At 50.0% G+C, this 26,772-nt stretch carries 25 protein-coding genes and 1 riboswitch; of the genes, 1 reads left to right on the top strand and 24 read right to left on the bottom strand.

Annotation, left to right across the window (positions count from 1 at the left end; translation table 11 throughout):
- Position 1: 1 nt before the first annotated feature.
- From def to H7F26_RS15245, 8 genes are all read right to left on the bottom strand, one after another.
- The gene (gene def, locus H7F26_RS15280; protein WP_009328532.1) at positions 2 to 484 is read right to left on the bottom strand and encodes a peptide deformylase; all 483 of its coding nucleotides are present in this window, start codon (positions 482 to 484) and stop codon (positions 2 to 4) included.
- A 29-nt stretch (positions 485 to 513) separates the two neighbouring features.
- A complete protein-coding gene (gene priA, locus H7F26_RS15275; RefSeq protein ID WP_017474812.1) occupies positions 514 to 2,931 on the bottom strand; it encodes a primosomal protein N' in 2,418 nt (805 codons plus the stop codon).
- Positions 2,928 to 4,145: a bifunctional phosphopantothenoylcysteine decarboxylase/phosphopantothenate--cysteine ligase CoaBC gene (gene coaBC, locus H7F26_RS15270; protein WP_003181663.1), complete on the bottom strand. Its 1,218-nt coding sequence runs from the start codon at positions 4,143 to 4,145 to the stop codon at positions 2,928 to 2,930. Before coaBC ends, priA begins: the two co-directional genes overlap by 4 nt.
- An 81-nt stretch (positions 4,146 to 4,226) precedes the next feature.
- Positions 4,227 to 4,427: a DNA-directed RNA polymerase subunit omega gene (rpoZ, locus tag H7F26_RS15265; RefSeq protein ID WP_003181661.1), complete on the bottom strand. Its 201-nt coding sequence runs from the start codon at positions 4,425 to 4,427 to the stop codon at positions 4,227 to 4,229.
- Between the two features lie 2 nt (positions 4,428 to 4,429).
- Positions 4,430 to 5,044, bottom strand: coding sequence for a guanylate kinase (gene gmk / locus H7F26_RS15260; RefSeq protein ID WP_003181659.1), 615 nt, complete (start codon positions 5,042 to 5,044; stop codon positions 4,430 to 4,432).
- A 7-nt stretch (positions 5,045 to 5,051) separates the two neighbouring features.
- Positions 5,052 to 5,321, bottom strand: a complete 270-nt coding sequence (remA, locus tag H7F26_RS15255) for an extracellular matrix/biofilm regulator RemA (RefSeq protein WP_003181657.1) — start codon at positions 5,319 to 5,321, stop codon at positions 5,052 to 5,054.
- Positions 5,322 to 5,396: 75 nt separating this feature from the next.
- Entirely contained in the window at positions 5,397 to 6,272 is an 876-nt protein-coding gene (locus H7F26_RS15250) for a YicC/YloC family endoribonuclease (RefSeq protein WP_003181655.1), read from the bottom strand.
- Positions 6,273 to 6,382: 110 nt separating this feature from the next.
- Positions 6,383 to 9,055: a calcium-translocating P-type ATPase, SERCA-type gene (locus tag H7F26_RS15245; protein WP_003181653.1), complete on the bottom strand. Its 2,673-nt coding sequence runs from the start codon at positions 9,053 to 9,055 to the stop codon at positions 6,383 to 6,385.
- 146 nt (positions 9,056 to 9,201) lie between these two features.
- On the opposite strand from H7F26_RS15245, the gene H7F26_RS15240 reads away from it, so the two are divergent.
- A complete protein-coding gene (locus H7F26_RS15240) occupies positions 9,202 to 10,914 on the top strand; it encodes an Rqc2 family fibronectin-binding protein (protein WP_017474813.1) in 1,713 nt (570 codons plus the stop codon).
- A 20-nt stretch (positions 10,915 to 10,934) separates the two neighbouring features.
- On the opposite strand, the gene H7F26_RS15235 is transcribed toward H7F26_RS15240, so the two are convergent.
- The 16 genes from H7F26_RS15235 to H7F26_RS15160 all read right to left on the bottom strand — a co-directional run bounded on the left by H7F26_RS15235 (position 10,935) and on the right by H7F26_RS15160 (position 26,739).
- Positions 10,935 to 11,429 carry a precorrin-2 dehydrogenase/sirohydrochlorin ferrochelatase family protein gene (locus tag H7F26_RS15235; protein WP_003181648.1) on the bottom strand — a complete coding sequence of 165 codons (495 nt, stop codon included), beginning with the start codon at positions 11,427 to 11,429 and terminating at the stop codon, positions 10,935 to 10,937.
- A complete protein-coding gene (locus H7F26_RS15230) occupies positions 11,410 to 12,195 on the bottom strand; it encodes a sirohydrochlorin chelatase (protein WP_003181646.1) in 786 nt (261 codons plus the stop codon). Before H7F26_RS15230 ends, H7F26_RS15235 begins: the two co-directional genes overlap by 20 nt.
- 1 nt (position 12,196) lies before the next feature.
- The gene (gene cobA / locus H7F26_RS15225) at positions 12,197 to 12,970 is read right to left on the bottom strand and encodes a uroporphyrinogen-III C-methyltransferase (protein ID WP_003181644.1); all 774 of its coding nucleotides are present in this window, start codon (positions 12,968 to 12,970) and stop codon (positions 12,197 to 12,199) included.
- A gap of 151 nt (positions 12,971 to 13,121) precedes the next feature.
- Complete coding sequence (gene cysC, locus H7F26_RS15220; RefSeq protein WP_003181642.1) at positions 13,122 to 13,715, bottom strand: adenylyl-sulfate kinase; 594 nt, start codon at positions 13,713 to 13,715, stop codon at positions 13,122 to 13,124.
- A 13-nt stretch (positions 13,716 to 13,728) separates the two neighbouring features.
- On the bottom strand, positions 13,729 to 14,865 hold the full coding sequence (gene sat, locus H7F26_RS15215) for a sulfate adenylyltransferase (protein ID WP_061565874.1): 1,137 nt from the start codon (positions 14,863 to 14,865) through the stop codon (positions 13,729 to 13,731).
- A gap of 25 nt (positions 14,866 to 14,890) precedes the next feature.
- Positions 14,891 to 15,955: a sulfate permease gene (locus tag H7F26_RS15210; RefSeq protein ID WP_011197967.1), complete on the bottom strand. Its 1,065-nt coding sequence runs from the start codon at positions 15,953 to 15,955 to the stop codon at positions 14,891 to 14,893.
- Between the two features lie 11 nt (positions 15,956 to 15,966).
- Entirely contained in the window at positions 15,967 to 16,668 is a 702-nt protein-coding gene (locus H7F26_RS15205) for a phosphoadenylyl-sulfate reductase (protein ID WP_011197966.1), read from the bottom strand.
- 87 nt (positions 16,669 to 16,755) lie between these two features.
- Positions 16,756 to 16,872: a YezD family protein gene (locus tag H7F26_RS15200; protein WP_369878884.1), complete on the bottom strand. Its 117-nt coding sequence runs from the start codon at positions 16,870 to 16,872 to the stop codon at positions 16,756 to 16,758.
- A 103-nt stretch (positions 16,873 to 16,975) separates the two neighbouring features.
- Positions 16,976 to 17,082, bottom strand: a riboswitch (SAM riboswitch).
- A 162-nt stretch (positions 17,083 to 17,244) separates the two neighbouring features.
- On the bottom strand, positions 17,245 to 17,874 hold the full coding sequence (pyrE, locus tag H7F26_RS15195) for an orotate phosphoribosyltransferase (RefSeq protein ID WP_003181632.1): 630 nt from the start codon (positions 17,872 to 17,874) through the stop codon (positions 17,245 to 17,247).
- Positions 17,871 to 18,590, bottom strand: coding sequence for an orotidine-5'-phosphate decarboxylase (pyrF, locus tag H7F26_RS15190; protein ID WP_017474815.1), 720 nt, complete (start codon positions 18,588 to 18,590; stop codon positions 17,871 to 17,873). The genes pyrE and pyrF overlap by 4 nt, the downstream gene beginning before the upstream one ends.
- The gene (locus H7F26_RS15185) at positions 18,559 to 19,494 is read right to left on the bottom strand and encodes a dihydroorotate dehydrogenase (RefSeq protein ID WP_011197965.1); all 936 of its coding nucleotides are present in this window, start codon (positions 19,492 to 19,494) and stop codon (positions 18,559 to 18,561) included. Before H7F26_RS15185 ends, pyrF begins: the two co-directional genes overlap by 32 nt.
- Positions 19,494 to 20,264, bottom strand: coding sequence for a dihydroorotate dehydrogenase electron transfer subunit (locus H7F26_RS15180; protein ID WP_003181626.1), 771 nt, complete (start codon positions 20,262 to 20,264; stop codon positions 19,494 to 19,496). Before H7F26_RS15180 ends, H7F26_RS15185 begins: the two co-directional genes overlap by 1 nt.
- Positions 20,261 to 23,473 (bottom strand): carbamoyl-phosphate synthase large subunit, encoded by a 3,213-nt coding sequence (carB, locus tag H7F26_RS15175; protein ID WP_185855192.1) that lies wholly within the window; start codon positions 23,471 to 23,473, stop codon positions 20,261 to 20,263. Before carB ends, H7F26_RS15180 begins: the two co-directional genes overlap by 4 nt.
- Positions 23,458 to 24,552, bottom strand: coding sequence for a carbamoyl phosphate synthase small subunit (locus tag H7F26_RS15170; protein WP_017474817.1), 1,095 nt, complete (start codon positions 24,550 to 24,552; stop codon positions 23,458 to 23,460). The genes carB and H7F26_RS15170 overlap by 16 nt, the downstream gene beginning before the upstream one ends.
- Positions 24,549 to 25,835 carry a dihydroorotase gene (locus H7F26_RS15165; RefSeq protein ID WP_003181620.1) on the bottom strand — a complete coding sequence of 429 codons (1,287 nt, stop codon included), beginning with the start codon at positions 25,833 to 25,835 and terminating at the stop codon, positions 24,549 to 24,551. Before H7F26_RS15165 ends, H7F26_RS15170 begins: the two co-directional genes overlap by 4 nt.
- Positions 25,819 to 26,739: an aspartate carbamoyltransferase catalytic subunit gene (locus tag H7F26_RS15160; protein WP_185855191.1), complete on the bottom strand. Its 921-nt coding sequence runs from the start codon at positions 26,737 to 26,739 to the stop codon at positions 25,819 to 25,821. Before H7F26_RS15160 ends, H7F26_RS15165 begins: the two co-directional genes overlap by 17 nt.
- Positions 26,740 to 26,772 lie beyond the last annotated feature (33 nt).

The following is a 26,772-nucleotide window of genomic DNA, read 5'->3' as shown; positions in this document are numbered from 1 at the left end:
ATCATCCTTCCATTTCCTCAAGTTCTTCCGCATCATAATAGCGCGTTACTTTTGATGTGAATAAAATACCGTCCAAATGGTCGATTTCGTGCAGCAGCGCACGCGCCAAAAAGCCCTCAGCTTCAATCGTAAACGGTTTCCCGCGGCGGTCGAACGCCTTGACCTTTACATAATCGGAACGCTTCACTTCACCGTATAGATCAGGAAAGCTCAAACAGCCTTCAGGACCCGTTTGTTCACCGCTCTCTTCGATGACCTCCGGGTTGACCAGTTCAATTCTTCCCGTGTCATCGCCGATATCGACGACTGCCGCTCTTTTTGAAACGCCGATTTGCGGAGCGGCCAGTCCGACTCCGTCCAGCTCAAGCATCGTATCATACATATTGTCGAGTAGTTTCTTTAATGATTTATCAAAAGACGCAACGGGTTCGGCAGGGGTCTCAAGAACCTCCGCCGGATACGTTACGATCGGTTTTACTGCCAATCTAAAAGCCCTCCATCACACTGTTATTTTTACATCATCATATATGGATTCATGTCGATCGAAATCGCCAATTGCTTTTGTTCAATGTCTCGTTTGTAATGATCCATAATGTTTTTAAGCAACGATGTAAGCTGGTTTTCCTGTTTGTATTTTATCACGCATTGATAGCGATATCTATCTTTGATCCTGGCGATCGGCGATGCGACAGGGCCGAGAATCTTCGCCTCGCTTGAAATGTTCTTTTTTAAATAGGTGGCGATTTTTTCAGTCACGAGTGCCGCCTTCGTCACTTCCTCGTGCGATACGCTGACCAGCGCCAAATAATAATATGGAGGATAGGCCTGTTCCCTTCTGTGCAGCATCTCCTGCCTGAAGAATGTTTCATAATCATGCGTTTTTGTGAGCTGAATGCTGTAATGGGAAGGTGTGTACGTCTGAATGATCACCTTGCCCGGCTTTTCGTGGCGCCCCGCTCTTCCGCTCACCTGCGTCATCAGCTGGAACGTTTTTTCAGCGGCTCTGAAATCGGGGATGTGAAGCATCGTATCCGCGCTCAAGACACCGACGAGCGTGACGTTTTCGAAATCGAGCCCTTTGGCGATCATCTGCGTTCCAAGCAGGATATCGGCTTCGCCTCTACCAAAGGATGTGAGCAGCTTTTCATGCGCTCCCTTTCTTGAGGTTGTATCGACATCCATGCGGATCACCCTTGCAGCCGGCAGAACCTTCGTCAATTCTTCTTCGACCCGCTGTGTGCCTGTACCAAAGTAGCGGATATGCTCGCTTCCGCATTCGGGGCAGCTTGACGGCATGCCGGTTTCATAGCCGCAGTAATGGCACTTCAGACGCTGTCCATACCTGTGGTACGTCAATGAAATTTCACAATGAGGGCACTGGATGACATATCCGCAGTCCCTGCACATGACAAATGAGGAATAGCCTCTTTTGTTTAAAAACAGAACGGCCTGCTCTCCTTTTTCAAGAGTTTCCTCAAGCCCGGCCATTAAGTCTTTGGAAAACATCGAGCGGTTTCCGCTGCGCAGTTCCTCTCTCATATCGACGAGAGACACGTCGGGCATGACTTGGTGATTGACGCGGTGCTTGAGAGAAAGAAGCTTGTACACGCCTTTTTTCGCCCTCGCGAACGATTCGAGCGTCGGCGTCGCACTGCCGAGCACGACCGGACACTGGTGGTATTCGGCCCTTTGAATCGCCGCTTCTTTCGCATGGTATCTCGGCATCTCCTCCTGCTTGTACGATGTTTCGTGCTCTTCATCAATTATAATCATGCCGAGATTTTCAAACGGCGCGAAAATCGCCGAGCGCGCCCCGACGACAAGCCGGACTTCTTTGCGGTGGATTTTCCGCCATTCATCATATTTTTCTCCTGTTGAAAGCCCGCTGTGCAGTACGGCTACCTGCGAGCCAAAGCGCCCTTTAAAGCGGTTGACCATCTGCGGCGTCAGGGAAATTTCCGGAACGAGAACGATCGCTTCTTTGCCGGCTTCCAGCACCTTTTCGATCGATTGCAGATAGACTTCCGTTTTTCCGCTTCCGGTCACTCCGTGAAGAAGAAACACATCGTGCCGCTTTTCTTCGATTGCATCCGCTATCGCCTCGTAGGCCTGCGCCTGCTCTTCAGTCAGCGGAAGCGGTTCGGTTTTTTTGAACATTCTGTCCTGATAAGGATCCCTGTAAACCTCCTCTTCGCTTTCCTTTAACAGCCCCTTGTCGATGAGCGCTTTCAAGGACGCGGAAGAGCCCCCCGTTTTGTCGATCAGATCCTTTGCCGGAACAGCGCCGCCCTCTTTGCGGTCGATGAAAAACTGAAGGATCGCTTTTTGTTTGACAGCTTGCGGAGAGAGGCCGGCAAGCGCTTCTTTTAAATGTTCTTTCGCGCAAAGGGGGGCGATCATTCTCCGCATTTTTTTGTTTGTTTTCTGCTTTACTTTATACGCCACTTCAAGATTGCCTTCTTGAACCTGGCGCTGAATCAGCTTTAATGTTCCGTGGTCATTTATATCGGAATAAGAAAGCGTCTCTTTTTGCGAGAACAAGGTTTTTAGCGGTTCGGGAAGCGGTTTATCGCCGATCACCTTGATTTCTTTGCCGTATTTTGCTTTCATAGCCGCGGGGAGCATCGCCTGCAAAGCCGTAATTTTAAAAGAAAGTGTTTTTTCTGTCAGCCAGTCTGACAGCTCAAGCAGCTCCTCCGTCAAAACGGGCGCCAGATCAAGGATATCCTCGATATCCTTAACCGAACGGCCGGCAAGCTCCGACGATTCTTTCACGCTGGTGACAAATCCCTGGATTTTGCGGGCGCCGAACGGAACGATCACGCGCATCCCTTTTTTAATCATACCTTTGAATTTGTCGGGGATGCGGTAATCAAACGGTCTGTCGATATTTTTCGTTGTAACATCGACGATCACTTCAGCGAAGTTCATGAAGACGTCCCGCTCCGTCCGGCAAGCTCAGCGGCTTCCTTCAAGACTGCGGCGGCAACCTCCCGCTTTGACATTAGAGGATGCGCCGTCTTTTTGCCGTCTCGATGAAACACCGTCACGATGTTGGTTTCCGTTCCAAAACCGGCGCCTTCAGCCGTGATATTGTTAGCGACAATCATATCGAGATTTTTCGTCTCCAGCTTTTGTTTGGCATAGTCTTCGACGTGCTGCGTTTCGGCTGCAAAGCCGACCAAGATTTGCTTTGTTTTCCGCTCTCCCAGCGCTTTTAAAATATCCTTCGTCCGTTCAAGCTCAATGACGAGGCCGCCGTCCTTTTTCTTCATTTTTTGATCGTGGACATGTTTTGGCCTGTAATCAGCGACAGCTGCTGTTTTAATGACGATGTCGCTCTCATCGAAAACAGACAGAGCCGCTTGATACATATCTTCTGCGGACTGAACATGAATCACGTCGACCCCTGCGGGATCATCAAGCGATGTCGGGCCTGCAATCAGCGTCACGTGCGCTCCCATTCGTGCCGCTTCCTCAGCGAAAGCATAGCCCATTTTCCCTGTCGAACGGTTGGAGAAAAAGCGGACGGGATCGACTTGTTCTCTTGTCGGCCCCGCTGTAATTACGACGCGCTTTCCTTCAAGCAAACCGCTTTTTTCGCTTGAAAAATACGACTCTGCCAACTGGACGATCCGCTCAGGCTCTTCCAGTCTGCCTTTGCCGATATAGCCGCACGCAAGGTAGCCTTCACTCGGTTCGATAAACCGGTAGCCGTCTTTGTAAAGAACGCTGATGTTCCGCTGAACGGCCGGGTGGTCGTACATATGAACGTTCATCGCCGGAGCGATCCACACCGGCGCTGTCGTCGCCAAAAGCGTCGTCGTCAGCATGTCGTCAGCGATGCCTGAGGCGAGTTTTCCGATCACATTGGCCGTAGCCGGAGCAACGATCACGAGATCCGCCCAATCTGCGGCATCGATATGGGCGATGACACGGGGATTCGGTTCTTCGAACGTATTGGTATATACTTCATTGCGCGAAAGCGCCTGAAAGGTGAGCGGAGACACAAATTCACAGGCGGATTTTGTCATGATGACTTTCACATTGGCTCCTGCCTGCACGAGCTTGCTCGTTAAGGCGGCCGCTTTGTATACCGCGATTCCTCCGCTTACTCCCAGCAGAATGTTGCGATTTTTCAGCATCGTATTTCTCCCCCTTATGTTCTGTTCGCCAGCCCTGAAAAAAATAACAACCTAGTGTATAGGTTGCTATTTTTAAGGCTATTAGCGATTTTCCTTTTCGAATGTAAGCAGTCCGGCATCAATTTCTTCCAATGCTTTGCCTACAAATTTATGCGACTTCGGATTTTCGATCTGCGCGTCTTTGTTCATCTGCATTTCGCGGGCGCGCCGTGCGGATACGGTAACGAGCGTGTATTTTGAATCCAGTTTGTTCATTAAAGAGTCAATTGACGGATCTAGCATATTTATTCAACCTCCAGCATTTTCTTATATCTTGGAGCAACTCGGTCGCGCCGTAAATGTTCGGCGAGAACGATTGCTTTGATTCTTTCGCACGCAAGCTCAATGCTGTCATTTTCGACAACATAGTCATAGGCGTCCATCAGTTCGATTTCTTCCTTCGCCGCTTTCATCCGGTTTTCGATCAGGGCTTCTGTTTCTGTCCCTCTTGTGACAATCCGGTTTTTCAATTCGGCGAGGCTCGGAGGCGCCAAAAAGATAAACAAGCCTTCAGGAAATGCCTTTCTGACTTGCAGCGCACCCTGGACTTCGATTTCAAGAAAAACGTCCCTTCCGCTTTCAAGCGTCTGTTCGACGTAGTCAACGGGTGTTCCGTAATAGTTGCCGACATATTCGGCCCATTCGAGCAGCTTGTTGTTCTCGATCATCTCTTCGAACTCTTCGCGCGTCTTAAAAAAGTAGTCGACGCCGTCTCTTTCGCCTTGACGCGGTTTTCTTGTCGTCACCGAAATCGAATATTCAAATTTTGTGTCCTCCTGAGCAAACAGCGCCTGCCTGACTGTTCCTTTTCCGACGCCGGAAGGGCCGGAGAGAACGATTAACAAACCTCTTTCTTTCATAAAGCTCTTATCCCTGCCCTTCATCCATAATTTCTTCTTTAACGGAAAGCCTTTGTGCTACTGTCTCAGGCTGGACGGCAGATAAGATGATATGGTCACTGTCCATAATGACAACCGCACGGGTTCTTCTTCCATATGTAGCATCTATAAGCATGCCGCGGTCTCTGGCATCCTGGATCATCCGCTTAATAGGCGCGGACTCAGGACTCACAATCGAGATCAGCCGATTCGCGGATATGATATTTCCAAAGCCGATATTGATCAGTTTAATCGTCATCCTATACGTTCCCCCTGTACTTGGACGTCTCTAGTTTAACCTGCAGAGAACATCCGTAAACAATACGCACAATCGCTATTCTATATTTTGCACTTGTTCTTTTATTTTTTCAATAGAGCTTTTCATTTCGACCACATGTTTTGTGATCTGGTGATCATTCGCTTTTGAACCGATCGTGTTCGCTTCACGGTTGAGCTCCTGGACGAGGAAATCGAGCTTTCTCCCCGCAGCTCCTCCCGCTTTGCAAATATCGCGGAACTGGCGGAAATGGCTTTTCAGCCTCGTCACTTCTTCCGTGATATCCGAACGGTCTGCAAACAGTGCGACTTCCGTCAGCAGGCGGCTTTCATCGAGACCGTCTGTTGACCATTCTTCAAGCCGCGCCTCAAGGCGTTCCCGATAGTGGTCGACGACCTTGGGAGCAAGCTCTGCGATGTCGTCTGTCAGCTTTTCAAGCCTTTCAATATGCTGAAGGCAGTCGTCCTTCAGCCTCAGCCCTTCCGCTTCGCGCATGCTGCACAATTCTAGAACGGCAGCCTCGACCGCTTCCAGAAGAACCTCTTCAAGCTTGTCATTTTGGATTGGCTCTTCTTCAACTTGGATGACATGCTCAAACTGAAAGGCGTCTTGAAGCGTGATGTCTCCAGAAAGCCCGCAGCGGTCTTTCATTTCGCGCGCGGCTTTCTGGTACTCTTCAAGCAGCGGCCAGTCAACCTGGATTTTCCGGGTGACCAGAGCCTCGTCGTCAACGGAAACAAACAGCTCCAGCCGCCCCCTTTGTATATGTTTAAAAATCGTTTGCTTTATTTTGTCTTCTAAATAGAGCAAAGGTCTTGGCATGCGGGCGTTTACTTCTTTAAACCGATAGTTGACAGATTTCAGCTCAACGGCTGCTGTCAGCCCATCCTTCGTTTTGCTCGCGCTGCCGAAACCGGTCATACTCCGTATCATAAAACACACCCAATTCCGTATAAGTGAAAAAGACTTTCTTTGATTTAAATTTACGCAAGATGAAAAGGCAATAGAAACCTCTATTACCTTTAAGATTATATCATACAAGCCTATTTTTTTCTTGTCAAAAGTGACCCGGCCAGTAAAAAAGTTGGAATCGCCGACATTCCGACAATCAGGAGCCAGTCTGCCATTAAAATCGGAACCGTATGAAAAATCGGCTGCAGCGGCGGATAATAAATAACGACAAGCATCAAAAGAATCGAAGACAGCACTGCACCGAGCAAATAAATGTTTTCAAACGGATTGCGGTCAAAGATGGACCGCTCGCTTCGGCAGTCGAACACGTGGATCAGCTGCGCAAGGACGAGCGTTGCAAATGCAACCGTCTGTGCATACTCAAGCGCTTCTGGATTGCGGTTATAAATGAACATAAACGCCCCGAGTGTCGCGATTCCGATTAAGAATCCGCGCGATACGACCTTCCAGCCGAGCCCCCTTGCAAACACGCCTTCTTTCGGACTCCGCGGCTTTCTCTGCATCACATCGTCCTCAGGCTGATCCATGCCGAGCGCCATGGCAGGCAGGCCGTCCGTTACAAGGTTGACCCACAGAATCTGTATCGGGACAAGCGGCAGCGGCAGAGCGAGCAGCATTGCAAACAGCATGACCAAAATTTCGCCGACATTGGATGCGAGCAAGTATCTGATGAACTTTCTAATATTTTCATAGATATTGCGTCCTTCCTTGATGGCCGATTTAATCGTTGCAAAATTATCATCGACAAGGATGAGTGAGGACGCCTCCTTGGCGACATCCGTTCCCGTAATCCCCATCGATATGCCGATATCCGCCTGTTTAATCGCAGGGGCATCATTGACTCCGTCTCCCGTCATGGCGACGATGTGGCCGTTTTCCTGGTAGGCGGTCACGATCTTCAGCTTATGTTCGGGCGACACCCTTGCAAATACGTAAACATCGTCAACAATTTCCGCCAATTCTTCCTGCGAGAGTTCGTTCAGCATCTGGCCGTCCATGACCTTTCCGCGCGGAGGCAGCAATCCGAGATCTTTTGCAATCGCCGTCGCCGTTATCACATGGTCGCCGGTGATCATGACCGTTTTGATCCCCGCTTCCCGGCATTCTTTAATCGCTGTTTTCACTTCGGGCCGCGGCGGATCGATCATCCCTAACAGCCCGATGAAAGTTAAGCCTGACTCCGCTTTTTCGAGCGGGGGATTTTCTGTATCTTTGATCGGTTTATACGCGACGGCAATCGTTCTCAGCGCCTGTGACGCAAGAGTTTCCAGCGCCGCGCTTGTTTCAGCGAGCCTTTCCTTTGTGAAGATTTCTCGCTTTTCTTCTGTCAGCGTATGCGACGAACGCTTCATCAATACATCCGGCGCGCCCTTTGTGATGACAAAGCGCTTGCCGCTCTTGTCTTCCACAATGACAGACATCATTTTCCGCGTTGAATCAAACGGAAACTCCTCGATGATTTTAAAATGTTCATCAACATATTTGTCCGTAAAGCCTGCTTTTCGAGCCGCCGTCAGCAAAGCCCCTTCGGTGGGATCGCCATCAAGACGAAACTCCCCGTCTTTTTCGATAATCGAAGATGAATTGCATAATGCGCCGAACAATAGTACCTGCTGGAGCGGTTTATGATGCTTTGCTTGCACATCTCGCCCGTTCATGCTGAAAGAGCCTTCAGGCTCATAGCCGATCCCTGACACGTTCCATATCTTCCCGCCTGACCAGACATGGGTGACCGTCATTTTGTTCTGCGTCATCGTCCCGGTTTTATCGGAGCAAATAATGGACGCGCAGCCGAGCGTCTCAACCGCGGGCAGCTTCCTGACGATCGACTTTTGCCTGATCATCCGCTGCACGCCGAGAGACAGAGCGACCGTGACAATGGCAGGCAGCCCTTCAGGTATGGCAGCGACGGCAAGGGAAACTCCCGCTAAAAACATGCTGTATAAATCATGCCCCTGAATGACGCCGGCAGCAACGACAAGCAGTGTCAGGAACAAAGCGGCGACAATCAAAATTTTGCCGAGCTCTTCAAGCCTTCTTTGCAGCGGGGTCGCCGTATTCCCGGCAGATTCAAGCATATCGGCGATTTTCCCCATCGCAGAGTTCATACCCGTACCGATGACGACGCCGATTCCGCTCCCCCTTGTGACAAGCGTTCCCATGAAAGCCATATTCTTCAGATCGCCCAGCGATACATCTGACGCCTGAAAAGCATCTGCCTGTTTGGACACGGGGAGCGATTCACCTGTAAGGGCCGATTCTTCTATTTCAAGGCTCTTTGTCTCGACAAGTCTGAGATCGGCGCCGATTCTGTCTCCGCTTGCAAAACGGACAACATCTCCCGGGACAAGCTCTTTGGAAGGAATTTTCACCCAATTCCCCTCCCGGAGCACAGCCACTTGAGGAGCTGACAGTTCTTTCAAAGCCTCGAGCGACCTTTCCGCCCGCCTCTCCTGAAAGAATCCGAGAATGCCGTTAACAAAGATGATCGCGATGATCGCGATGGCGTCAATGTATTCGCCGAGGAAACCCGAAATCAACGTGGCCGCAAGCAAAACAAGAACCATGAAATCTTTGAATTGAGAAAAAAACAATGCGACCGCCGATGTTTTTTCCCCTTCCTGAAGTTCGTTTGTTCCGTGTCTTTCCAGCCGCTTTCCGGCCTCTTTTTCTGTTAGACCTTTGTCGATGGACGTTTTTGTTATATTTAACAATTCGGTTTGTCCCATCTCGTGCCATTTCATTGAATCGTCCACTCCTCCTGCCCTAAAGGTTGCTTTTGGTGTATCCATCTCTATAAGTCAATTTATTCAGACTCGTCCCAAATCATGCTATAATTATTGAATGGACGTTTTACGAAGAGGATTAACGAGAAAAGGGAGTTTTTCATATGTCTTTTGACGGCATTTTTACATACGGAATGATCGAGGAATTAAATGAGGCGATTCGAGGCGGACGGATCGCAAAAATCCACCAGCCGTTTAAGCACGAGCTAGTGTTTCATATCAGGGCAAACGGGAAGAACCGCAAATTGCTGCTCTCCGCCCATCCGAGTTATGCGCGGGTACACCTGACAAACGAAACCTACGACAACCCGAGCACCCCTCCGATGTTCTGCATGCTCCTCCGCAAACATCTGGAAGGCGGCTTTATCGACCAAGTCGAGCAAATCGGCATGGACAGAATGATGGTCTTTCATATCAGGAGCCGGAACGAAATCGGCGACACGCTGACAAGAAAGCTGATGGTCGAAATCATGGGCAGGCACAGCAACATCGTGTTAACAGACGGAGAAAAAGACGTCATCATCGACAGTTTGAAGCATCTGTCACCTGCGATGAACAGCTACCGCACCGTGCTCCCGGGATACGATTACATTCTCCCTCCCGCGCAGAACAAATTGTCTCCGCTTGAAGCGGAGACTGAAGATATTCTCCGCCATCTGAATTTCCAGGAAGGCAAACTTGACAGGCAGATCGTCGATACCTTCTCCGGCGTCTCGCCTCTGTTTGCGAAGGAAGCCGTCTTTCGCGCGGGTCTAGCTAACAGGGCGACACTGCCAAACGTCTTGACGGAGATGTTCAGCGAAATCAAAAGCCGGCGTTTTCAGCCCCAGCTTGTCACCACAGAAGACGGAAAAGAATATTTTTACCTTCTTGAGCTGACCCATATAAAAGGAGACAACAGGCCCTTTCATACGCTGAGCGAACTTCTTGACCGCTACTATTTCGGAAAAGCGGAGCGTGACCGCGTCAAACAGCAGGCTCACGATTTAGAGCGTTTCGCGGCAAACGAAAAGAAAAAGAACGAAAATAAAATCAAAAAGCTGAAAAAAACGCTTGAGCAGTCCGAACACGCGCAAGACTATCAGCTGTACGGAGAGCTGTTGACAGCGAACCTGTACCAGCTGAAAAAAGGGGACAAAGAGGCGAAGGTCATCAACTACTATGATGAAAACGGCGGAGAAATCACGATTCCGCTCAATCCTAATAAAACGCCTTCTGAAAATGCACAAAGCTATTTTACAAAATATCAAAAAGCGAAAAATTCGGTAGAAGTCGTGAAGGAGCAGATCAAATTGGCAGAAGAGGAAATCGCTTATTTCGACCAGCTGATTCAGCAGCTTTCATCTGCCTCACCGAAAGATATAACCGAAATTCGCGAAGAGCTCGCCGAAGGAAAATACTTGCGGGCCAAGCAGCAAGGGGGCCAGAAGAAACAGAAAAAACAGGCGCCGACGCTCGAAGCATATGAGTCCAGCTCAGGAGAAACGATTCTCGTCGGCAAAAACAACAAGCAGAACGAATATTTAACGATGAAGCTTGCCGCCCGCGACCACATCTGGCTTCACACAAAAGATATTCCGGGGTCGCACGTCGTCATTCAATCGACCGATCCGGACGAGCAAACCATTCTGGAAGCGGCGCAGATCGCTGCATATTACAGCAAAGCGAAAAACTCCGCTTCGGTTCCCGTCGACTATACAAAAATACGCCACGTCAAAAAACCGAATGGCGCAAAACCGGGGTTTGTCACCTACGACAGCCAGCAAACCGTTTTTGTAACACCTGATGAAGACTTGATCATCCAGCTGAAAAAATAATAATGCCAAAAGCCTGAACCTCAAGGGTTCAGGCCTCTTCTTTTTCGGAAAAGCTCGTCGATCTCTTGGACGAGCTCATCATCGATCAAATCATCGATCTGTCCGGCCAGCCTGATCGTGTGGCGCGGGCTGGCTCCGTTTGTTGAGACGGATATGGTTATGTTTCCTCTGTTGATTATTTTTGGAACATATACATTTCCCAGCTCCGCTTCACTCGCAACATTGACGAGCTGCTCAGGAGCTGCCGATGCGGCGAGACGCTTGTTTGCCTCATGGTCATCGGTCGCAAGAATGATCAGAAATGCATTCTTGAAATCACCGGGTTCCGCCTTTTTCTTCTTCCATTCGATGCCGTGTTCGTTAATCAATCCGAGCATCTCTTCTGATGCTTCAGGGCTGATGACGGTCGCGGATGCACCTTCTGCCAGCACCGTTTTCAGCCGCCGCGCCGCAATCTTCCCCCCGCCCGCAATGACTGCGGCTTTGCCTTTCATGTTAATGTGCAGCGGCAGCATCTGATGCTCCTGTAAAATCAAAGCGGCCGGCTTTGTTGATAACCGCTTCCTCTACGCGGTGCAAAAAGGCGTTTTTTACATGGGGGTGGAAGCCGAGGTAATCCGTCAGCACGACATTCGGATTCGTTTCTTTCAGCTTTGCGGTTTCCCTTTCAATCTCGTTCATCAGCATACCGGTGAACAGCAGATACGGAACGATGAATGTCGTTTTTCCGTCCCGTTCTTTAAGCTGTTTAAACACATCCAGGTAGTGCGGCTCACAGGCTGTCATAAAGCAGGGAATGACCTCATCCACTGGTGTGAGGTCTCTCAGCCGTTCGCAAATATCATAAACATCCCGTTTGACATCCGGATCAGAGCTTCCCCTTCCGATCAACACGACTCTTGCATGTTCATATGGCGTCCCCGTTTCTTCGATCCTTGTAAAAACCGCTTTGACGACTTCCTGATCGACGCCGATCGGCTTTCCGTAAGCGACGCTGACGGAAGGGTACTGTGAGGAAGCACGGGCAAGCTCTTCAGGGATGTCCCTTTTGGCATGTGCGGCTGTCAAGAGGAGAAGCGGCACGGCCGCGATATGCGTCGCCCCCTTTTCCACACACGCTTTAAAGCCGGTTTCGATATCCGGTGCCGCCAATTCCAAAAAAGATATTTCCTGAATGGGGGCGGACATGTTTTCTTTGCAGCTCTCCAAAAAAGCGGCTGCTTCTGTTTGGGCTCTTTTCAGACGGCTTCCATGGCCGATATATAAAATCGCTTGTTTCATATTAAAGCGCCTCGCTTAATGCCGGATCTTTCAGCTCAGGTTCAAACCAGCTTAACTGCGAGCTGAATTGAACGACATCCCCGATGACAATCAGGCTCGGGTTTTCAATCTTTTCGCTTTCGACTGTACCGGCAAGCGTTTCAACCGTGCAAAGCACCGTTTTTTGTTTGTCTGTCGTTCCCCAATGGATGAAAGCGGCTGGCGTTGACGGGTCTCTGCCGTTTTCGATCAGAAGCCTTTCAATTTGCTTCACGTTTTTAATCCCCATATAAATGACAAGCGTATCGATCCCTGTGGCTAACGCTTTCCACTTCTCTTCAAAGTTTTCTTCTTTTTGATAATGGCCTGTCACGAAAGCGACGTTTGAACTCGCTTCCCGGTGTGTCACCGGAATGCCCGCATAAGCAGCGGCAGCTATTCCCGAGGTGATTCCCGGCACGATTTCAAAAGCAACCCCGTGCTCAGCGAGGGTTTGCGCTTCCTCGCCGCCTCTGCCGAATACGAAAGGATCGCCGCCTTTCAGTCTGACAACGGTTTTCCCTTTTTTCGCATACTTGACGAGAAAATGATTGATCGTTTCCTGCTTCATCATGTGGTAGTCCGGAAGCTTTCCGCAGTAGATGAGATCCGCTCCCTCCTTGGCGTGCTGTAAAATCTGTTTATTCACAAGCCTGTCATACAAAATGACATCGGCTGTCTGGATGGCTTTTAAAGCTTTGATCGTCAGTAAATCGGGGTCTCCAGGACCTGCCCCAACGATATATACTTTCCCCATCTTAGATCTCCCCCCGATCTGATCAACGTCTTCTTCAATTCATTATAAATCATAAAGAAAGCGTTTGGTGCCTGAAAATATCACAAAAACCAAACGTTTTCTTTATGAAATAGGAAAGTGCATGCGCCGCACTTTCCTATTCACCCGCATTTTATTTCGTTTGATCTTTCACGTATTGGACGAGCTGGTTTTTGCACTCTTCCCGGTTATGTGCGCCTGTATCAAGAACAAGCTCAGGCGTTTCAGGCTCTTCATAAGGCGAATCGATCCCTGTGAAAAATGGAATTTCTCCGTTTCTCGCTTTTTTGTACAAGCCTTTCGGGTCGCGCTCTTCACACGTCGCCAAATCGCATTTCACATAGACTTCGTGAAACTCATCTTCCTCGACAAGCTGTCTGACAAGCCCGCGATCTTCTTTAAAAGGAGAAATGAACGCCGTAATGACGATCGTCCCCTGTTCGACAAAGAGCTTCGCAACCTCGCCGATCCGGCGGATGTTTTCCTTCCGGTCTTCATCGGAAAACCCGAGGTCCTTGTTCAGCCCGTGCCTGACGTTGTCGCCGTCAAGCACCGTGACCTGGTAGCCTTGTGCAAACAACTCACGCGCAGCGGCGTTGGCAATCGTTGATTTTCCTGAACCGCTTAAGCCCGTCAGCCAAATGATTGAGCTTTTATGTTGATTTTTCTCATGATATTCCCGTTTTGTAATGGACGCTTCATGCCAGACAATATCTTTATTTACCAAGAGATGCTCCCCCTTAAGAAACCCCGGCCGCTAAGCCTTTGATTAATGTTTGAATAACTTCGGGACGGCTGAATGTGCTCGGCGGGAACTCGCCGCTTCTCAGCATCGCCCTCACCTTTGTGCCGGATAAAATGACATGATGTTCTTTGCCGTGAGGGCACGTTTTCGCCGTAGCCATTGAACCGCAGACATTGCAGTAGAAGCTGTGTTCGAATTTCAGCGGCGTAATGCCGATTTCTTCCGGCGCGAACTGATCGAACAGCTCCTGCGCTTCATATGTGCCGTAGTAATCGCCGACTCCGGCATGGTCTCTTCCGACGATAAAGTGCGTGCATCCGTAGTTCTTTCTCACAAGGGCATGGAAGATCGCTTCCTTCGGCCCCGCATAGCGCATCGCCGCCGGAAAAACGCCGAGGAAGACGCGGTCTTTCGGATAGTAGCCGTCAAGCAGCACCTGATAGCTTTCCATGCGGACATCAGCCGGAATATCGTCTGATTTTGTTTCCCCGACGAGCGGATTGAGGAAAAGGCCGTCTACCGTCTCGAGCGCCGTTTTTTGAATGTATTCGTGCGCTCTGTGAACCGGATTTCTCGTCTGGAATCCGACGATCGTTTTCCAGCCGAGTTCCGCGAATTTTTTTCTTGTTTCAAGAGGTTCGAATGTGTGCGCCGGGAATTGTTTTACACTCCGCTTAATGAGCGTGATCGGCCCGCCCACATAAACGCTGCCGCGGTCAAACAATTTTTTGACGCCCGGATGTTCGAGTTCGTCGGTTTTATAGATATTGACGGCTTCCGTTTTCTTGTCCAGCGTATAGATATCTTCGATCTCAATGACGCCGTAGGTTTCCCCATTATAGGTAAGGCGGACGGTGTCACCCGCTTTTAAGCTTAAAGCTTTTTGCTCGTCAACAGGCAGAGTGATCGGAAGCGTCCATACTTCGCCGCTTGATAGTCTCATATTTTCGACAACGGACAGATAGTCTTTCTCTGTCATAAAGCCTTGGAGCGGGCTGTACGCACCGATTCCGATCAGCTCCAAATCTGAAAAAGCCATTACATCAAGCTCAATTTCATGTGCGATATGTTGAAAATCGTATGCTTCATTGACGCGGTTAACCAATACACCGCCGTGTGGTGCTAAACTCATAAACTTGTTTCCCCCTACTTTGTGTTTAAATTCCTCCGCCTTGTTCATGGACGGAGCTGTGCTCTTTTTTGACCGCTCTCATCAGGCTGATCGTTCCGACAGATGCCAGCAGAACGCTTGTGACAACAATAAGAGCGTAGTAGTCTCCTTTTAATAAAAGGCTGACCAGCATATAAGATAGGCTTAATGAAAGGAACGGCGAGACGACCCATACTTTCAGCATCGTTTTGACCACTTGTTTATGAAAGACGTTGCCGCCGTTTTTTGCCATTCCCATCCCTATAATAGAAGATGATGTGACTTGCGCAAGCGGAACCGGTAAACCGAAAATTGAACTGGTAATGACAAGCCCGGCCCCCGTTCCGGAAAGGATGATTCCCTCTCCTTTTGAAAACCTCGTAATCTTTTTGCCGTTTGTTTCAAGAACGCGCCTGCCCAGTAAAAGGGCGCCCAGCGCGACAAACAGCCCGCCGTAGAGCGTTCCTTCCCCGACTGTCAAAACATGCGCCGCCACCAGAGGTCCGACAGCGTTTGCGACATTGTTCATGCCCGCTGAGAAGGCTTCAAAAAACCCTGTGATCAATAGAATGACCGCCAAAACCTTTGCTTTTTTTCCCGAGGCTGGACGTTTGATCGTTTTTTTCATGATTTTTGCCATCGCAAATGTAAATGCAAAAGCGACGATTGGTACAATGACCCAAAATGAGACGATGACAAGCAAAGATTTGACATACAAAACCTGGTATGCGACACCTACTCCGACAACAGATCCGACTGTCACTTCACTTGTCGAAAGCGGAATGCCGAGTACATTTGCGATAAAGAGCGACAGCGCCGCTGATCCGATAATAATGCAGACGATTTCAAGAGAAATCACCCGTTCGGGAATGATGCCTGAACTGATCGTTTTCACGACGTTTCCTCCGCCGATGACAGCGCCCGAGAGAACGCCCGCTGCACAGATCAGGAGGGCGTGAAACTTCTTTTTGACAGCTTCAGATCCATAGGCGATCCCCATTGAAGCAGCTGCACCGCTCGCTCCGATATTCATCGCAAAAAACATGCTAAATAAAATGGCGGCAAGTTCCATGACTCATCTCCTTACTCGTGTAATCCGCATTCTGTTTTAGCCGATCCGTTCCAGCGGCCGGATCGAAGATCATCCATTGTAAAGGCCGGAGAGGTGCACGGAGCGCAGCCGATGCTCGGATAGCCTTGATCATGAAGCGGATTGTATGGGAGATCGTGCTTTGTCACATATCTCCAAATATCCTTCCACGTCCAATGAATGAGCGGACAAACTTTGATAGACTTGAATTTTTCATCTTTGTTCAAAAAATTCGTTTTGCTCCGTCCGGGCGATTGCTCGCGGCGCAGACCAGACAGCCACGCCGGGTAGCCTGAAAGCGTCTCGCGGAGAGGGATGACCTTCCTCATTTCGCAGCAGGAATTCGGAGCGGTCTTCCATAGTTCGTCCCCATATTCTTTCGCCTGCTCTTCGACGGTAAGCTCCGGTTTTTTCATGATAATCTGAAGGCCTGGATATCGTTCTTTGACGGCGTCGATCGTTTCATACGTTTCTTTAAAATGAAGCCCTGTATCAAGAAAAACGATAACTGCATCTTTTTTCACCTTATAAATCAAATCGATCAGGACGATCCCCTCAATTCCGAAGCTGCACGCGTATACGAGCTGATCCCCGTAATGTCCGTACGCCCATTTCAGGACGGACAGCGCTCCTTTATAAGAGTCATCTTCCTGAAAAGAGATGTTTGGTTCCTCCCATGTGCTGTAAGTAAAAATTTTCGGTTCCCCCTTTTTTCGCCAACAAAAAAACGGCTTCCAGCAGAAAAAAAAACTGTGAAAACCGCCTCTAGTTTGTCTAGTCAGCTATTTCAATCTTATTTTTTCATTTTTTTCGATTTGAATGACTTTGCCGTCCTGAACAACGAATGTGATCGATCCGTAATTCATGTCTTTCAGCATGTCTTTCATTTTGATGATCACCTTTTCAAGCTGTTCATCTGTCTTCACTTCTAGCTCCTCCTCTGCCCCTAAAAAATTAAAATCTTTCTTCCAATTTTGAAAGAAAGACGAGGAACTCCGCTATTCCTTATCTCTCAAAATGAGGGCATTTTGCTGGAAGTAGCACCTTACGCTTCACACGCAGGTTGCCGGGTTTCATCGGACCAGTCCCTCCACCGCTCTTGATAAGTTTGCTTTTGTTATTTTAAAATTTTAGCACAATTCGAATAAAAGTCAACCCGACTTTTTTTATAGGATTAATAAAAAATAAAAATAATCCGATTTTACTATTTTAAAAACGGCAAAAAGGCGCAAAAAAGCCGTTCTCCCATTTGGAGAATACGGCTTTGATCATCAGTTCATCCAAGACTTGCTTTCAGGATCCGCTTTCCATTCTTTCAGTTTGGCGGCATCCTGTTCAGTAATATATCCACCGGCAAGCGCAGCCTCGGTCAGCGTATCGTAATCAGTCAGCGTGTGGTATTCAACGCCTGCTTCGCTGAAGGCGGCGGCGGCTTTTGGAAGCCCGTAAGTGAAAATGGCGGCGACGCCGAGCACTTCACATCCCGCCTCTGTGAGGGCGGCGGCGGCTTCAAGAACGCTTCCTCCCGTTGAAATTAAATCTTCGATCACAACGACTTTCTGTCCTTTTACAACGGCCCCTTCAATTTGGTTTCCTTTGCCGTGCGCCTTCGGTTTGCTTCTGACGTAGCACATCGGCAGGCTCAGCCTGTCAGCGGCAAGCGCGGCATGAGGGATTCCCGCGGTCGCTGTACCGGCGATCATCTCGGCTCCGGGAAATTTGTCTTGAATCAGTCCGGCAAGCCCTGAAGCGATATCATCTCTTACTTCCGGATATGAAAGCGTCAAACGGTTGTCGCAGTAGATGGGCGACAGAATGCCGCTCGCCCATGTAAACGGTTCGTTCGGGCGCAGGAAAACCGCTTTGATTTTTAATAAATGGTTTGCAATGTCTGTTTTCATGCCTTGGTTCCCTCCCACTCATGTCCTATTCTTCTGTAGGCTGACACAGGATCTTCCGCCTGGGTAATCGAACGGCCGACAACGATCGCCGACACGCCTTTTTCCCTTGCGTAGCCAGGCGTCGCCACCCGGACCTGGTCGTTGTTTTTGTCATCTGCCATGCGAATTCCGGGTGTCACGGTCAGAAAATCTACAGACACAGCCCGGTAAATGTGTTCGGCTTCATGAACGGAGCAGACGACGCCGTCAAGACCGCTTTCTTCAGCCAGCCGGCTGTAGTGGACAACTGTATCGAGAAGCGGCGTTTCAATCAGGAGCTCACGCTGAAGCATTTCTGAGGACGTGCTTGTCAGCTGAGTCACGGCAATTAATGAAGGGCGTTTTTGGCCTGCCGGAGTCCCCGCTTCAAGGCCTTCAAGCGCCGACTCCATCATTTGCTTTCCGCCTGCTGCGTGCACATTGACAAGACTGACGCCAAATCCCGCCAGCCTTTTCACCGCCTTGTATACGGTCGTTGGAATGTCGTGGCACTTTAGATCGAGGAAAATGCGGCAGCCGCGCTCCTGCAGATTTTCAAGGATGGCAGGTCCTTCCTGATAAAAAAGCTCCATGCCCACCTTAACGAACAGCTCTTCTCCTTGAAACCGGTCCAAAAACGCATATGTTTCCTGTGCTGATGCAAAATCAAGCGCGATGATGGGCGGCGTATTGTTCATCCTTCCAGCTCCTTCCGATACACTCGTTCAACGAACGGTATCCGTATTTTTCTAAAACGCGCGGCAAATCGTCGATGATGTCGGGACAAGCAAACGGATTAACGAAGTTTGCCGTGCCGACGGCGACTGCGCTCGCACCCGCCAGCAAAAACTCAAGCACATCTTCGGCTGACTGGACGCCGCCCATGCCGATGATCGGAATGCTGACCTTTTGGCTGACTTCATGCACCATTCTGATGGCCACCGGTTTAACGGCAGGTCCTGATAATCCGCCGGTTTTGTTCGCCAAAATCGGCTTTCCCGTTTTTAAGTCGAGCCGCATCCCGATCAGCGTGTTGATCATCGTCAAACCGTCCGCTCCCGCTTCTTCTATGGCAAGAGCGATGTCGGTAATGTTCGCGACGTTCGGCGACAGCTTCACATAGACGGGGACGCTCGCAACCTCTTTCACCGCTTTCGTCAGCTCGCCGGCCATTTCCGGCTGCGTGCCGAAGGCGATGCCTCCGGTTTTCACATTGGGACAGGAAATATTCAGCTCGAGCGCATGAACGTTTGGCGCTTTGCTGATTTCTTCAGCCACCTCAACATAATCCTCGATCTGCGAGCCGGCGACATTGGCGATAATCGGTGTATCGAACTGTTCGAGCCACGGCAATTCGCGTTCCATGACAGCCTTTAAACCCGGATTTTGCAGGCCGATGGCATTAAGCATGCCGGCTTGCGTCTCGGCGACGCGCGGCGTCGGATTCCCGAAGCGCGGCTCGCTCGTCGTCGCTTTAATCATGATCGCACCGAGACGCGAAAGATCGTAAAAGTTCGCAAATTCTCTCCCGAATCCGAAGCAGCCTGAGGCCGGCATGATCGGATTTTTCAATTGAAGGCCCGGCAAATTGATTTCAAGCATCATAACAGCACCTCCTGGGCTTTGAAAACAGGACCGTCAAGGCATACCTTCACATAAGACGTTTCGCTTTCTTCCGTATGGCAGACACAGGCAAAGCAAGCGCCGATCCCGCATCCCATGCGCTCCTCCATTGACAGATATACCTCTTTATCCGGATAGCGCTGTTTTAAAGCTTTCAGCATCGGCGTCGGTCCGCAGGCCATTATGCAGTCAAACTGAAGCCCCTCGTTTTCAATGACATCTGTAACAAATCCCTTTGAACCGCGGGTGCCGTCTGCGGTTGCCACATACACCCGGCCGAAACGGCTGAATTCCTGTTCGTAAAAGACATCTTTTGCAGAAGCAAATCCTAACACATGGATCGCGTGCACCCCTCTGTTTGTCAGCTGTTTGCTCAGCTCGTAAAGCGGCGGAACACCGATCCCTCCTCCGACGAGAAGAGCCGTTTTCCCCTGTTCAAGCGATTCAGCCGGAAAACCGTTGCCGAGCGGACCGAGAACATCGAGCTGATCTCCTTCCTGTTTTAAAGAAAGGAGTCTCGTGCCTTCCCCATCTTTGCGAAAGATGATGGTCACCTGCCGGGCGGCTTTGTTGATATCAGCGATGCTGATCGGCCGCCTCAAAAGCGGCGTGAGGGAGTCTGAGACCTTGATGTGAAGGAACTGGCCGGGAGCGCCGCAAACTTCGGCAATCTCCCCTTCCAGCACCATTTGATAAATATGATCCGCGATGCACTTGTTTGAACGGACTGTCATATACCCTTTTCTCATCTGACGGCCGCCTTTTGGGCGATTTTAATCGCCGGCATATGATCGGCGCGGAAGCTCATGCTTTCAAGCACCCGCAAAATCGCTTCCGCCGTATCAAGGGATGTCAGGCAGGCAACGCCGTTTTCAACGGATTCGCGTCTGATTCTGAAGCCGTCCCTTGCCGGCTGCTTCCCTTTTGTCAGCGTATTGACGACGAACTGCGCCTCCCCGTTTCGAATGACATCAAGGAGATTTGTACCTTCTTCGCCGATTTTCCCGACGGTTTTAACAGGTACGGATGCATCTCTTAAATAGCCTGCCGTTCCTTCCGTAGCCAAGATTTTATAGCCGATCGCATGGAACCGCTTGGCGATCAACAGCCCTTCCTCTTTATCTTTATCAGCAACTGTCAGGAGAACAGAGCCGTAGTTCGGAATTTGAATGCCTGAAGCGATCAGTCCTTTATATAGCGCTTTTTCCAATGTGCTGTCTTTGCCCATGACTTCCCCGGTCGATTTCATTTCCGGTCCGAGCGTGATATCCACTCTTCTAAGCTTCGCAAACGAGAAGACCGGCACTTTCACATATACGCCTTCCTGCTCTTTTTGGAGGCCTTCTGTATAGCCCATATCGGCAAGCTTCCCGCCGAGAATCACCTTTGTTGCGAGATTGGCCATCGGAATGCCGGTGATTTTGCTGAGAAACGGCACCGTTCGGCTCGATCTCGGGTTGACTTCAAGGACGTAAACCTCATCTTTTGAAAGGACAAACTGAATGTTGAGCAGGCCGACGATGTTTAAGCCCTTTGCTAGCTTAATCGTGTATGCTTCAAGCTTTTTCTTGATGTCCTCTGAAAGGGATTGCGGCGGGTAAACGGCAATCGAATCCCCCGAGTGGACGCCCGCCCGTTCGATGTGCTCCATAATCCCCGGAATGACGACCGTTTCACCGTCAGAAATGGCATCCACTTCTATTTCTTTTCCGGTCAAATATTTATCGATCAGGACAGGGTGCTGCGGATTGATTTTTACTGCATTTTCCATATAATGGAGAAGCTCTGCTTCATGGTAGACGATCTCCATCGCACGTCCGCCGAGTACATACGATGGGCGGACAAGCAATGGATAGCCGATATTGGCTGCGATTTCAACGGCGCCTTCCACAGATGTCGCCGTTTTTCCAAGCGGCTGGGGTACCTGCAGCATTTCAAGCGTCTGTTCGAACTTGTCGCGGTCCTCGGCGCGGTCCAAATCTTCAAGGGATGTTCCGAGAATGGCGACGCCCCTTTCTGCGAGCTCGTCGGCAAGGTTGATCGCAGTCTGTCCGCCAAACTGAACGACGACGCCTTTCGGCTGCTCCAAATCGATGATATGCATGACATCTTCAACAGTAAGCGGCTCAAAGTAGAGCTTGTCGGATATGCTGAAGTCTGTTGAAACCGTCTCAGGATTGTTGTTGATAATAATGGCTTCATAGCCGGCTTCTTTAATCGCCCAGACCGAATGCACGGTCGCATAGTCGAATTCGACCCCCTGGCCGATCCGGATCGGACCGGAGCCAAGAACGATGACGCTGTTTTTGTCCGTTCTGACCGATTCGTTTTCTTCTTCATACGTGCTGTAGAAATACGGCGTCTCCGATTCAAATTCGGCCGCGCATGTATCAACCATTTTATAAACAGGCGTGATGCCTGCTTCTTTTCTAAGATCATAAAGCTTTCGTTCAGGCATCTCCCAGAGAAGGCTGATAAAGCGGTCTGAAAAGCCGAGCTCTTTCGCTTCTTTTAAAAGGCCGAGGTCGCCGCGTCCGGCTTTCAGCTTCTCTTCAAAGCGGATGATTCCCTCAAGCTTGTGGAGGAAGAACAGGTCAATTGCCGAAAATTCGTGGAGGTCGCTGACTGTGTATCCTCTTCTGAACGCTTCGGCCAGGTAAAAGAGCCGTTCGTCTCCCGCTTTTTTAATCCGTTTTTCAAGCACTTCATTCGAGATCTCACCGGCATCTTTCAGTTCCAGATGGTAGACATCCGCTTCAAGAGAACGGACCGCTTTCAGGAGAGATTCCTCCCACGTTCTTCCGATCGCCATCACTTCGCCTGTCGCTTTCATCTGCGTGCCGAGCCTGCGGTTTGCTGATTCAAATTTGTCAAACGGCCAGCGCGGTATTTTTGACACAACATAGTCGAGTGCAGGTTCGAAAGACGCGTACGTTTTTCCTGTAACAGGATTCATCATTTCGTCAAGAGACAAACCGACAGCGATTTTTGCGGCAAGCTTTGCGATTGGATAGCCCGTCGCTTTTGAGGCAAGCGCAGAAGAACGGCTGACCCGCGGGTTAACCTCGATGATGTAGTACTGAAAGCTGTCCGGGTCAAGCGCCAGCTGAACATTACAGCCGCCTTCGATTTCAAGCGCGCGGATGATTTTCAGCGAGACATTGCGAAGCATTTGGTATTCGCGGTCGCTCAGCGTTTGGCTCGGTGCTACAACGATGCTGTCCCCGGTATGAATCCCGACCGGATCGATGTTTTCCATATTGCAGACGACGATCGCATGGTCGCTCGAGTCTCTCATGACTTCATACTCGATTTCTTTGTAGCCGGCGATGCTCTTTTCAAGCAGGCATTGATGAACCGGGCTCATTTTTAAGCCGTTTTCAACGATTTCCTTCAGCTCGTCTTCGTTTGAGCAGATGCCTCCGCCTGTTCCGCCAAGCGTGTATGCCGGCCTGACGATGACGGGGAAACCGATGCGCTCGACAAACTCGCGCGCTTCGCCGAGCGAGTGGATGATCTCGCTTTCCGGAACAGGCTCATTCAACTCATTCATCAAGCTTCTGAACAAATCGCGGTCCTCCGCTTTTTGGATCGCCGACAATTTCGTGCCGAGCACTTCGACGCCGCACTCAGCCAAGATGCCGTGCTCTGACAGTTCGACCGCCAAGTTGAGGCCCGTCTGCCCGCCCAATGTCGGCAATATGGCGTCCGGCTGCTCTTTGCGGATGATCCGTGTTAAGAATTCAAGCGTCAGCGGTTCGATATACACGCGGTCGGCCATTTCCGTATCCGTCATGATCGTCGCCGGATTCGAGTTGACGAGAATAACTTCATAGCCTTCTTCTTTTAAAGCGAGGCAGGCCTGTGTGCCTGCATAATCAAATTCCGCCGCCTGCCCGATAATAATCGGCCCCGATCCGATCACCAAAATCTTTTTGATATCTACACGTTTAGGCATACCGCTTCCCCTTCTTTCTCTGTGGTTTCAATCATGTCTAAAAATTGATCAAATAAATGGTTTGCGTCTTCCGGCCCCGGTGAAGCTTCCGGATGGTATTGAACCGTAAAAGCCGGTTCGTGTTTATGTTTAAGCCCTTCGATTGTGTCGTCGTTTATCGCCACATGGGTCACTTCAAGCGGCGTGTTTTCAACAGACGATACGGTATAGCCGTGGTTTTGAGCCGTAATTGATACTCTGCCGGTTTCAAGCTCTCTAACCGGATGGTTGGAACCGCGGTGTCCGAACTTCATTTTCTCCGTCTTTGCTCCGCAGGCGAGGGCAAACAGCTGATGGCCGAGACAGATGCCGAACAGCGGAACCTTGCCGAGAATGTTTTGGATCATCGCAATCGCTTCCGGTACGTCCGTTGGATCTCCGGGTCCGTTTGACAGCATTACGCCGTCAGGCTTCAGCTGCATCACTTCTTCTGCCGTTATATTGTGGGGAACGACGATCACATCGCATTTGCGCTTGTTCAGCTCCCTTAAGATGCCGTGTTTCATTCCGAAATCGACGAGCACGATTCGCTTCCCTCTCCCAGGGCTCGGATATGCCGTTTTTGTTGATACTTGGCTGACCTGATCGGTCGGAAGGTTCGTTTCTTTCAGCTTTTGAACCAAAGCCCCAGCATCTTCTTCAGGGCCGGCAAATACCCCTTTCAGCGTACCTGCCGTTCTGATCATTCTTGTCAGCTTTCTCGTGTCTATCCCTGAGAGTCCCGGGATGTTTTTCATTTTTAAATATTCATCAAGTGTATAAGCAGAGCGCCAGTTTGATGGAAGTTGACATAATTCCTTTACGATAAACCCTTTTACATAAGGGGTGATGGATTCAAAGTCGTCTCTGTTGATCCCGTAGTTCCCGATCAAAGGGTAGGTCAGGGTGACAATTTGTCCGCAGTATGACGGGTCTGAGAGGATTTCCTGATAGCCTGTCATCCCCGTGTTGAAGACGACTTCTCCCATGGTGTTTTCCAGGCTGCCGAATGCTTCCCCTTCAAAAATCGTTCCGTTTTCTAATATAAGACGTCTTTTCATTTTACAAGTCTCCCCTCTTGGTAAACGAGTTTTCCCTTTGCCATTGTCATAGCCGGCCAGCCGAAGCAGCTGATGCCGTCAAACGGCGTGTTTTTCCCTTTAGAAAGAAAGGTGCTTTTATCAATTTTTTCTTCGCGTTCAAGATCAATGAGCGTAATATCCGCGGACCGTCCGGCTTCAAGCTTCCCGTACGGCAGCCCGAACGCCTCGCAAGGTTTGACCGTCATATAATCGTGCAGCTGTTTCAGCGTCCATTTGCCTGTTTTGACAAAGTGCGTGTAAAGGAGCGGAAAAGCCGTCTCCAAGCCGACAATTCCAAAAGGCGCAAGGCTCATTGTCTGTTGTTTTTCTTCTTCTGTATGCGGGGCATGATCCGTTGCGATAAAATCAATTGTTCCGTCTCTAAGCCCCTCAAGGAGCGCTTCCCTGTCTTCCGGACTTCTAAGCGGCGGATTCATTTTATAATTCGTATCAAGGCCGGGAATGTCGCTGTCTGAAAGGAGCAGATGGTGCGGCGTCACTTCCGCCGTCACGCGGATTCCCGCTTTTTTGGCGTCGCGGACGACCCTGACCGATTCCTTCGTGCTGATATGACAGACGTGGTAATGGCAGCCTGCCGCTTCGGCAAGAAGCACATCCCTTGCGATGTGAACCGCTTCGCACACCGAAGGAATCCCGTTTAAACCGTTGGCTTTGGCAAATTCCCCATCGTGTACACTGCCGCCGTAGATCAGTGAATTGTCTTCACAGTGAGCGACGATCGCTTTATTAATCGAAGCCGCTTTTTTCATCGCTTCATACATCATCCCCGCCGTTTGAACGCCGACGCCGTCATCGGTAAACGCGAACGCGCCGGCGTCTTTCAGCCCTTCGAAATCGGTCATTTCCCGACCTGTTTGCCTGATGGTGATTGAAGCATACGGCAGCACTCTCACTGATGCCGTTTCGTCAATGCGGTTGACAAGCCACTCCATCTGCTCTTTCGTATCGGGGACAGGCCGGGTATTCGGCATTGCGGCGACAGTTGTAAACCCGCCTCTCGCTGCGGCTTTTGCACCTGTTTCGATCGTTTCTTTCTTCTCGCCGCCCGGCTCTCTGAAGTGAACGTGAAGGTCAACAAGCCCTGGCGAGACGAAAAGTCCATCCGCATCGATGACCGTTTCCCCCGAAGCGGCCTCAAGGCTTCCGATCTCGCTGATTGCATCGCCTTCAACCCTGATATCGCGCTGTACTTTTTCGCCTTTTTCGTCGAGCATGAAGCCGTTTTTAATTAAATAAGACATAAGCCTGATCTCCCCTTTTTTTGTTTTCGCCGTTTAGAAGCGCTCTTTTTAAAACCGCCATTCTGATATATACTCCGTTTTCCATTTGTTTGAAAATCCTCGACCGGCCGGATTCGACCAGTGCACTGTCAATCTCGACGCCTCGGTTGACAGGTGCGGGGTGCATGATGACCGCGTCTTTTTTCAAGAGCTCCGCCCGCTTGAGCGACAATCCGAATGTTTCGAGATAATCGCGTTCTGCCGCCTTTTTCTCATGCCGTTCGTGCTGAATCCGGAGAAGTATCACGACATCCGAATGTGCAACCGCTTCGTCAGGCGACACATATGTCCCGTATGGATTGTCTTCATCCCGCCATTCGTCTGGACCTGAGAAAAGAACCTTTGCTCCGAGTCTTGTCAGCACTTCGGCATTGGACCTTGCCACTCTGCTGTGCTTGATATCTCCGTGTATGGATACCGTCAGTCCGGCAAATCTGCCCCATTCCTCGTGAATCGTCATCAAATCGAGCAAAGACTGAGTGGGATGCTGACCGCAGCCGTCTCCGGCATTGATCACCGGAATGCCGACATGTCCGATGAGTTCATCGTAATAATGATCATGAGAGTGTCTGATCACACATACATCAGCGCCGATGGATTCGAGGGTCTTGACGGTATCGTACAACGATTCTCCTTTTTGTACGCTCGTTGAAACACCGTCCAGGTTCAACACATTCATGCCGAGTTTCTTTTCAGCCACTTCGAAGCTGAAGCGCGTTCTTGTGCTCGGTTCAAAAAACAGGTTGGCAGCGAACTTTCCGGAGAGAACGGAATCGGACTTGCCTTTTTTCAGCTCTCTCGCCTCTTCAATCAGCTCGTGAATATCCTCAAGACTAAGCTCATTCATTGCGGTCAAGTGTTTCATTTTTTCTCCCCCTCAGGCTTAATTTCCCGTAAA

The sequence above is a fragment of the Bacillus sp. PAMC28748 genome (genome assembly GCF_014250415.1).
GTDB classification, from domain to species: domain Bacteria; phylum Bacillota; class Bacilli; order Bacillales; family Bacillaceae; genus Bacillus; species Bacillus licheniformis.
This window is presented reverse-complemented; position numbering and strand designations above follow the sequence as displayed.

Excerpts from the sequence above, each read along its gene's own strand:
- H7F26_RS15160 (WP_185855191.1), bottom strand. The coding sequence starts at position 26,739 with ATGAAACACTTGACCGCAATGAATGAGCTTAGTCTTGAGGATATTCAC.
- H7F26_RS15250 (WP_003181655.1), bottom strand. The coding sequence starts at position 6,272 with ATGATACGGAGTATGACCGGTTTCGGCAGCGCGAGCAAAACGAAGGAT.
- pyrF (WP_017474815.1), bottom strand. The coding sequence starts at position 18,590 with ATGAACAATACGCCGCCCATCATCGCGCTTGATTTTGCATCAGCACAG.
- coaBC (WP_003181663.1), bottom strand. The coding sequence starts at position 4,145 with ATGCTGAAAAATCGCAACATTCTGCTGGGAGTAAGCGGAGGAATCGCG.
- cobA (WP_003181644.1), bottom strand. The coding sequence starts at position 12,970 with ATGGGGAAAGTATATATCGTTGGGGCAGGTCCTGGAGACCCCGATTTA.
- remA (WP_003181657.1), bottom strand. The coding sequence starts at position 5,321 with ATGACGATTAAACTGATCAATATCGGCTTTGGAAATATCATATCCGCG.
- H7F26_RS15240 (WP_017474813.1), top strand. The coding sequence starts at position 9,202 with ATGTCTTTTGACGGCATTTTTACATACGGAATGATCGAGGAATTAAAT.
- H7F26_RS15245 (WP_003181653.1), bottom strand. The coding sequence starts at position 9,055 with ATGAAATGGCACGAGATGGGACAAACCGAATTGTTAAATATAACAAAA.
- H7F26_RS15170 (WP_017474817.1), bottom strand. The coding sequence starts at position 24,552 with ATGAAAAGACGTCTTATATTAGAAAACGGAACGATTTTTGAAGGGGAA.
- H7F26_RS15180 (WP_003181626.1), bottom strand. The coding sequence starts at position 20,264 with ATGAGAAAAGGGTATATGACAGTCCGTTCAAACAAGTGCATCGCGGAT.
- priA (WP_017474812.1), bottom strand. The coding sequence starts at position 2,931 with ATGAACTTCGCTGAAGTGATCGTCGATGTTACAACGAAAAATATCGAC.
- H7F26_RS15230 (WP_003181646.1), bottom strand. The coding sequence starts at position 12,195 with ATGAAACAAGCGATTTTATATATCGGCCATGGAAGCCGTCTGAAAAGA.
- H7F26_RS15185 (WP_011197965.1), bottom strand. The coding sequence starts at position 19,494 with ATGCTTGAAATCAATTTGCCGGGCCTTCAATTGAAAAATCCGATCATG.
- sat (WP_061565874.1), bottom strand. The coding sequence starts at position 14,865 with ATGAGTTTAGCACCACACGGCGGTGTATTGGTTAACCGCGTCAATGAA.
- carB (WP_185855192.1), bottom strand. The coding sequence starts at position 23,473 with ATGCCTAAACGTGTAGATATCAAAAAGATTTTGGTGATCGGATCGGGG.
- H7F26_RS15210 (WP_011197967.1), bottom strand. The coding sequence starts at position 15,955 with ATGGAACTTGCCGCCATTTTATTTAGCATGTTTTTTGCGATGAATATC.
- rpoZ (WP_003181661.1), bottom strand. The coding sequence starts at position 4,427 with ATGCTAGATCCGTCAATTGACTCTTTAATGAACAAACTGGATTCAAAA.
- H7F26_RS15235 (WP_003181648.1), bottom strand. The coding sequence starts at position 11,429 with ATGCTGCCGCTGCACATTAACATGAAAGGCAAAGCCGCAGTCATTGCG.
- pyrE (WP_003181632.1), bottom strand. The coding sequence starts at position 17,874 with ATGAAAACAGACATTGCAAACCATTTATTAAAAATCAAAGCGGTTTTC.
- gmk (WP_003181659.1), bottom strand. The coding sequence starts at position 5,044 with ATGAAAGAAAGAGGTTTGTTAATCGTTCTCTCCGGCCCTTCCGGCGTC.
- H7F26_RS15165 (WP_003181620.1), bottom strand. The coding sequence starts at position 25,835 with ATGTCTTATTTAATTAAAAACGGCTTCATGCTCGACGAAAAAGGCGAA.